We start from the raw sequence: 7,290 nt of genomic DNA on the forward strand, positions 1-7,290 counted from the left end.
TATTCAGACATAAAAAATCCCCGACTAATCGGGGATTTTTTGATTGCGCAGGTGAATTAGAAAGTAGGTTTAACTACCACTAAAATCACCACGGCAAATAAGATCAGGGTTGGCATCTCATTAAAATAACGCCAAAACTTGTGTGACTTGTAATGTGCATTATCAATCAGCTTCTTGCGGTAATAACCACACACTAGATGGTAAATCACCAATAAACCGACCAGGCCGACTTTAAGGTAAAACCATAAGGCTTCATGATAGTGACGCGTTGCATCACCCCAATCCACCAAAAAGTGCGCCGTAATCAAGGTAGCCAACATGGCTGGCCACATGATGCCACGGTACAGCTTACGTTCCATGACTTCAAAGCGTTGATGACTGACGGCATCTTCGCTCATGGCATGGTAAACATACAGCCGTGGCAAGTAGAACAAAGCCGCGAACCAGCAAACCACTGCAATAATATGTAATGCTTTTACCCACAAGAAAGCATCAGAAGGAGCATCCATCAAGTCACCCTAAATTGGGCAGCTTAGCCTTCCCATTTTTTGAAAATGAGACAAGCATTTACGCCGCCGAAACCGAAACTGTTACTCATCACAGTATTCAATTTTGCGTCACGTTTTTCAAGCACGATATCAAACGGTTTCGCGCCTTCATCTAGCTCGGTCACGTTGATGTTTGGAGCAATAAAGTCATTTTGCATCATCAGAACCGAATAAATCGCTTCCTGAACACCAGCAGCACCCAGACTGTGACCCGTCATTGACTTGGTTGAGCTTAATGGAGGAACCTGACCTTCACCGAAAGCACGTTCCATTGCTTTAAGTTCTGTGATGTCACCCGCTGGAGTAGAAGTACCATGTGTATTTACATAGTCAATTTTATCGACACCGTGTTGTTTGGCTTCTTCTAAAGCCATCAGTACGCAACGTGTTGCACCTTCACCAGATGGTGCAACCATATCAGCACCATCACTGTTTGCAGCATAACCAACCACTTCAGCTAAGATATTTGCGCCACGCGCTTGCGCATGTTCCAAAGACTCAAGGATCACAAAACCACCACCACCGGCAATCACGAAACCGTCACGGTCTGCAGAATAAGGGCGTGATGCTGTTTCAGGGCTGTCATTGTATTTAGAGCAAAGTGCGCCCATCGCATCAAACAACAAGCTTTGTGACCAGTGATCTTCTTCACCGCCACCTGCCAGCATTAAATCTTGTTTACCGAGTTGAATCAGGTTGTAGGCATAACCGATGGCATCGGCAGAGGTTGCACATGCACTGGTAATGGTATGCGCCACGCCTTGTAATTTGAATGCAACGCCAACGTTAGCCGTAATGGTGTTAGTCATATTACGTGGTACAAAGAAAGGACCGACTTTACGCGCACCTTTGGTTTGCAATAATTCGTTCATTTCAATAACAGAAGCAGTTGAACCGCCACCTGAACCACCCGCGATACCATAGCGTGGGTTGCCAGCTAGATCTTCAACCTTTAAACCTGCATGTTCAACTGCAGCAAGAGCTGAGTTGTACGCATACATTGCACATACGCCCATAAAGCGTTTCAGTTTGCGGTCGATCCCGTCGAAATCCTGCTCGGCTGCAGCACTGACATGACTTTTGAAATTGAGTTCAGCATAAGTCGGATTAAAACGTGTTCCTGAAATCCCGTTTTGTAAAGAATGGTTTACATCCTCTAATGTATTACCAATACATGAGTTAATACCCATGCCAGTGATGACAACACGTTTCATCTACAGATCCTTATAGTTTGCTCTATGCTCAGCGCAGATATCTGGGTTTTAAAATCGCCCAATCCAGCGCTTAGCCTTATTTCATGATGGGGAACATGATAGCAGAAAGACTTTTGAAATCTTATGGCAAATGTTATGCCGTGTGACAGTCGGTTGAGTTTGTGAGTCGGCGTGTAGGGGTTTTACTAAATGAAACAGAATAAAGTTGAGATAAACGCTGACTACACCTAGTATTTATACCAAATACAAGCACATGAATGCTGAGGTAAAAAATGGTAAATGCTAATAATAAACAATCTAATGGTCTGATTTCGAATGCCTTTGGAGTGGCGAAAAAGTTCAGTTCAACTGGATTGGATTTATTGAATCATGTTGCGCCGGATTCGGTGACTAAAGCGCTGAAGCCTTCCAGCTCCGATCAGGTGATTGACGGTTCGGCGAAGACGAAAAGCGCTTTTTCAGCTAAAAAATATGACAATCCTCAGCAAATGCTTCGTGAGCATCTTCCAAATGTGTCTCGTCAACTTCTCGGGCGCCGCTTTAATACCGTGAATAATGTCGCGCATTTTGTTTCTCCAGACTTAACCGAAAAAGTGTCTAACTACTTTTATGACCGTCTCAATCAATTCAGTAATCAAACGAGTTCGGTTGATGCCATTCTGAATGAAGCGGGAGCGAAAGATTTAGAGGAACTCACTCAGGACGTCGATCGATCCAAGCGAATTTCACAGGCTTTAGGTGAACAAAACAAATGGATTGCAACGGTGCAGGGTGCAGTAAGTGGTGCTTCAGGGATGCTTGGTACTGCCATTGATATTCCAGCCTCTTTGCTCATGGCATTGCGTACCATTTATCAAGTCGGTCGCTCTTATGGTTTTGACCTGAGCAAAGAAGATGATCAGGAAATCGTCCAGCATATCTTTAGACAGATTGACCTGAGCCTGATTGCAGAAAAGCAAACCTTGTTATTAGGTTTAAAAGCTTTAAGTAATACGCTTAAAACTCATGATATCTCGCAGCTACAAGCCATGCTAGGTTCTGATAATGATGTCAGCGCCATCAAGCAATGGCTGAGTCGTCATGAGGGAGAGGCTAAATGGGAATGGATGAATCATCTGCCAAAAATTTCGATTCTGGAGCGATTAACCAAACTGACACCTCTGGCGAGTGCAGGTATTGGTGCAGTATATAGCCATCGTTTTGTCGAGGATGTAAATCAGAAAGCTCAGGAAGCATTCTCGCATGCACGCCAATACCTGATTCAGCATCAGGATTCGCAATTGTCTCCTTATGCTGCCTATGAAAAAGCAGTCAGTTTGTTGCAACAGGCAACTCCAAAACTCTTAAATGGTGCCTCTCACGAAGTTGAGCCTGCGAAAGATAAGCCGATCATGGATAAAGATATTATGATTGAAGGCAATAACACGATTACCCAAGTCAAGCTGGTCAAAAAAGAACAGAATGATCTAAGCTCTGAAGAAGCAGAAATGAAGAAAGATGAAAAGGTGAGTGAAGGGCTGGAGGCGCTCAACGATGAGTTGGTTGAACCTGCGGCAGACAAGCAGTCGCAACAACCGGCTTTAACCAAAACTTCATTTGACCCGGAAATCGAAGCTGAACTGCATCCAGAAGCTGCTGACGAGGCAGAAGCTGCTACAGAGACTTCACAGCAGGGTGTAGACGATCAAGAAAATTCGAAAACTGAATCTGAAGCTCAAGATGTGACTAAAAAAGTCAGTAAAAATTCAAAAAAATAAGCGAATTTTGAAGGTAAATAAAAGCAGGCAAATGTCGTGAGAAACGGTATTTGCTTGGCTTGAGTAGGTTGACCAATTTTGCATCTTGAATTACAATTGCATGCCCTCAAAAAGTAGTAGTTTTTTGGGGCTTTTTATTAACGGGAGAATTGCCAAATGGCAACAACAAATCAGTTGATCCGCAAGGGTCGTACGACTTTAGTTGAAAAATCTAAAGTTCCTGCGTTGAAGGCTTGTCCACAGCGCCGTGGTGTTTGTACACGTGTTTACACAACTACACCTAAAAAACCTAACTCAGCAATGCGTAAAGTTTGCCGTGTTCGCTTAACTTCAGGTTTCGAAGTTTCTAGCTACATCGGTGGTGAAGGCCATAACCTACAAGAGCACAGTGTTGTTCTTATCCGTGGTGGTCGTGTTAAAGACTTACCAGGTGTACGTTACCATACCGTTCGTGGTTCTTTAGACTGTGCTGGTGTTAAAGATCGTAACCAGTCTCGTTCTAAATACGGTACTAAACGTCCTAAGAAATAATTCGTTAAGAATTAAATTTTAAGAACGTAGAACCGCAATCCTTTATCGTCTCGCTTGTCTGATTTCTGCATTAATTTTGTGAAAATTCCAAGCGACGTATAGTAAGGCCAGCGAGTAGTACATGACACTTTGTACTCATGCTGGATAAACCTGAAGTGTCATCTTTATAGGTAGTTTAAAATGCCAAGACGTCGCGTAGTCGCTGCTCGTGAAATCCTTCCGGATCCTAAGTTCAGCAGCCAAACAATCGCTAAATTCATGAACCACGTAATGCAAGATGGTAAAAAATCTATTGCTGAAAGTATCGTTTACGGTGCTTTAGACCGCGTTCAAGAAAAATCTAAAGTAGACCCAGTTGAATTTTTCGAGACTACTCTTGAAAAAGTTCGTCCTATGGTCGAAGTAAAAGCACGCCGTGTTGGTGGTGCTACATACCAAGTTCCTATGGAAGTACGCCCATCCCGTCGTACTGCTCTAGCGATGCGTTGGTTAGTAGATGCTGCTGCTAAGCGTTCTGAAAAAACTATGGCTTTACGTCTTGCTGGCGAGTTGCTTGATGCATCTGAAGGCAAAGGCGCTGCGGTTAAGAAACGTGAAGATGTGCACCGTATGGCTGAAGCCAACAAAGCATTCTCTCACTACCGTTTCTAAGCAGATAAAACAGGCCCTATTCAGGAGGGTGATAAGACCGTCATGGTTCTGTCACCAAAGCGCTTTAAGTTGCTATGCAGCTTAAAGCGTCCTGTTTTAAACAACAAAATTTAGGAATGCAAGAAATCATGGCACGTCAAACCCCAATTTCTCGTTACCGTAATATTGGTATTTCTGCGCACATTGATGCTGGTAAAACCACGACTACAGAACGTATTTTGTTCTACACAGGTGTATCTCACAAAATCGGTGAAGTGCATGATGGTGCAGCAACAATGGACTGGATGGAACAGGAGCAGGAACGTGGTATTACCATTACTTCTGCTGCGACAACTACATTCTGGTCAGGTATGTCTAAGCAATTCCCTGAACACCGTATCAATGTAATTGATACCCCGGGACACGTTGACTTCACGATCGAAGTTGAGCGTTCTATGCGTGTTCTTGACGGTGCATGTATGGTTTACTGTGCTGTAGGTGGTGTTCAGCCGCAGTCAGAAACTGTATGGCGTCAAGCGAACAAATACCAAGTACCTCGTTTAGCATTCGTGAACAAGATGGACCGTACAGGTGCAAACTTCTTCCGTGTTGTTGAGCAAATGAAAACTCGTTTAGGCGCTTCTCCAGTGCCAATCGTTGTACCAATCGGCGCTGAAGAAAACTTCCAAGGCGTTATCGACTTAATCGAAATGAAAGCGATCATTTGGGATGAAGCATCTCAAGGTATGCAGTTCGAATATGGCGAGATTCCAGCTGAGCTAGTTGATACTGCTACTGAATGGCGTACTAACATGGTGGAAGCGGCTGCAGAAGCTTCTGAAGAACTCATGGACAAGTACTTGGAAGAAGGCGATCTTTCTAAAGAAGATATCATTGCTGGTCTACGTGTCCAAACTTTGGCTTGTCAAATTCAACCGATGCTTTGTGGTACAGCATTCAAAAACAAAGGTGTTCAACGTATGTTGGATGCTGTAATTGAATTCTTGCCGTCGCCTACAGAAGTTAAAGCGATCGAAGGTGTTCTTGACGATAAAGCTGAAACTAAAGCGATTCGTGAAGCATCTGACGAAGCTCCGTTCTCCGCACTTGCGTTCAAAATTATGAACGACAAGTTCGTGGGTAACTTGACATTCGTACGTGTTTATTCTGGTGTACTTAAACAAGGTGACTCTGTTTATAACCCAGTGAAAGCTAAGCGTGAACGTATCGGCCGTATCGTGCAAATGCACGCGAACGATCGTCAAGACGTTGAAGAAATTCGTGCGGGTGACATCGCGGCATGTGTAGGTCTTAAAGATGTAACTACAGGTGATACACTTTGTGATGAGAAAAATGTCATCACACTTGAGCGTATGGAATTCCCAGAGCCAGTAATTGCATTGGCTGTTGAACCAAAAACTAAAGCTGACCAAGAAAAAATGTCAATCGCTTTAGGGCGTTTAGCTAAGGAAGATCCATCATTCCGCGTTCGTACAGACGAAGAATCAGGTCAAACGATTATTGCTGGTATGGGTGAGCTTCACCTTGACATCATTGTTGACCGTATGAAGCGTGAATTCGGTGTTGAAGCTAACATTGGTAAGCCAATGGTTTCTTACCGTGAAACGATCAAAAAGTCTGTTGAGCAAGAAGGTAAATTCGTACGTCAAACAGGTGGTAAGGGTAAATTCGGTCACGTATATGTACGTTTAGAACCGATGGATCCTGAGTCTGAAAAAGATTACGAATTCGTTGAAGAAGTTGTAGGTGGTGTTGTACCTAAAGAATTCTTCGGCGCGGTTGACAAAGGTATTCAAGAACGTATGAAGAATGGCGTTTTGGCTGGCTACCCAGTAGTTGGCATTAAAGCGACATTGTTTGATGGTTCTTACCATGACGTCGACTCTGACGAATTGTCGTTCAAAATGGCGGGTTCTTATGCCTTCCGTGATGGTTTCATGAAAGCGGATCCTATCCTTCTTGAACCGATCATGAAAGTTGAAGTAGAAACTCCAGAAGACTACATGGGCGATATCATGGGTGACTTAAACCGTCGTCGTGGTATGGTTCAGGGTATGGACGATCTTCCTGGTGGTACTAAAGCCATTCGTGCTGAAGTTCCATTGGCTGAGATGTTTGGTTACGCAACTTCTATGCGTTCTATGTCTCAAGGTCGTGCGACTTATTCTATGGAATTTGCTAAATATGCTGAAACTCCACGTAACGTGGCTGAAGGCATCATTTCTAAGTTCCAATCTGGCGGTAAAAAAGGTGACGACGAGTAATCTTTCGATTACTATAAGCCCAAACTAATTCATAGTTAAACCCAAGTGCTCATGCAGTGATCCTGCATGAGTAGTTTAAAAAGGAAGATCTCATGGCTAAGGCTAAGTTTGAACGTAATAAGCCACACGTTAACGTGGGCACAATTGGTCACGTTGACCATGGTAAAACAACTTTAACAGCTGCAATTGCAACTGTATGTGCGAAGAAATTCGGTGGCGAAGCGAAAGACTACGCTGCAATCGACTCTGCACCAGAAGAAAAAGCACGTGGTATTACAATTAATACTTCACACGTAGAATACGATTCTCCAACTCGTCACTACGC

At 43.6% G+C, this 7,290-nt stretch carries 7 protein-coding genes; 5 read left to right on the forward strand and 2 right to left on the reverse strand.

Annotation, left to right across the window (positions count from 1 at the left end; translation table 11 throughout):
• Positions 1–56: 56 nt before the first annotated feature.
• Positions 57–509: a CopD family protein gene (locus tag ACNPNW_RS02080; protein ID WP_004279237.1), complete on the reverse strand. Its 453-nt coding sequence runs from the start codon at positions 507–509 to the stop codon at positions 57–59.
• Positions 510–532: 23 nt separating this feature from the next.
• Positions 533–1,762 carry a beta-ketoacyl synthase N-terminal-like domain-containing protein gene (locus ACNPNW_RS02085; RefSeq protein WP_004730606.1) on the reverse strand — a complete coding sequence of 410 codons (1,230 nt, stop codon included), beginning with the start codon at positions 1,760–1,762 and terminating at the stop codon, positions 533–535.
• Between the two features lie 272 nt (positions 1,763–2,034).
• Here ACNPNW_RS02085 and ACNPNW_RS02090 point away from each other — a divergent pair, with 272 nt between their 5' ends.
• The 5 genes from ACNPNW_RS02090 to ACNPNW_RS02110 form a co-directional block, all read left to right on the forward strand.
• Positions 2,035–3,519, forward strand: coding sequence for an EcsC family protein (locus ACNPNW_RS02090; protein ID WP_420937394.1), 1,485 nt, complete (start codon positions 2,035–2,037; stop codon positions 3,517–3,519).
• A 156-nt stretch (positions 3,520–3,675) separates the two neighbouring features.
• Positions 3,676–4,050: a 30S ribosomal protein S12 gene (gene rpsL / locus ACNPNW_RS02095; RefSeq protein ID WP_002050319.1), complete on the forward strand. Its 375-nt coding sequence runs from the start codon at positions 3,676–3,678 to the stop codon at positions 4,048–4,050.
• 180 nt (positions 4,051–4,230) lie between these two features.
• Positions 4,231–4,701 carry a 30S ribosomal protein S7 gene (gene rpsG / locus ACNPNW_RS02100; RefSeq protein WP_004279240.1) on the forward strand — a complete coding sequence of 157 codons (471 nt, stop codon included), beginning with the start codon at positions 4,231–4,233 and terminating at the stop codon, positions 4,699–4,701.
• Between the two features lie 128 nt (positions 4,702–4,829).
• Positions 4,830–6,965, forward strand: coding sequence for an elongation factor G (gene fusA / locus ACNPNW_RS02105; protein WP_071851492.1), 2,136 nt, complete (start codon positions 4,830–4,832; stop codon positions 6,963–6,965).
• 92 nt (positions 6,966–7,057) lie between these two features.
• Positions 7,058–7,290: GTP-binding protein (locus ACNPNW_RS02110; protein ID WP_228151524.1), on the forward strand; the 233-nt coding region annotated here is incomplete at its 3' end.

The sequence above is a fragment of the Acinetobacter endophylla genome, from assembly GCF_053543775.1.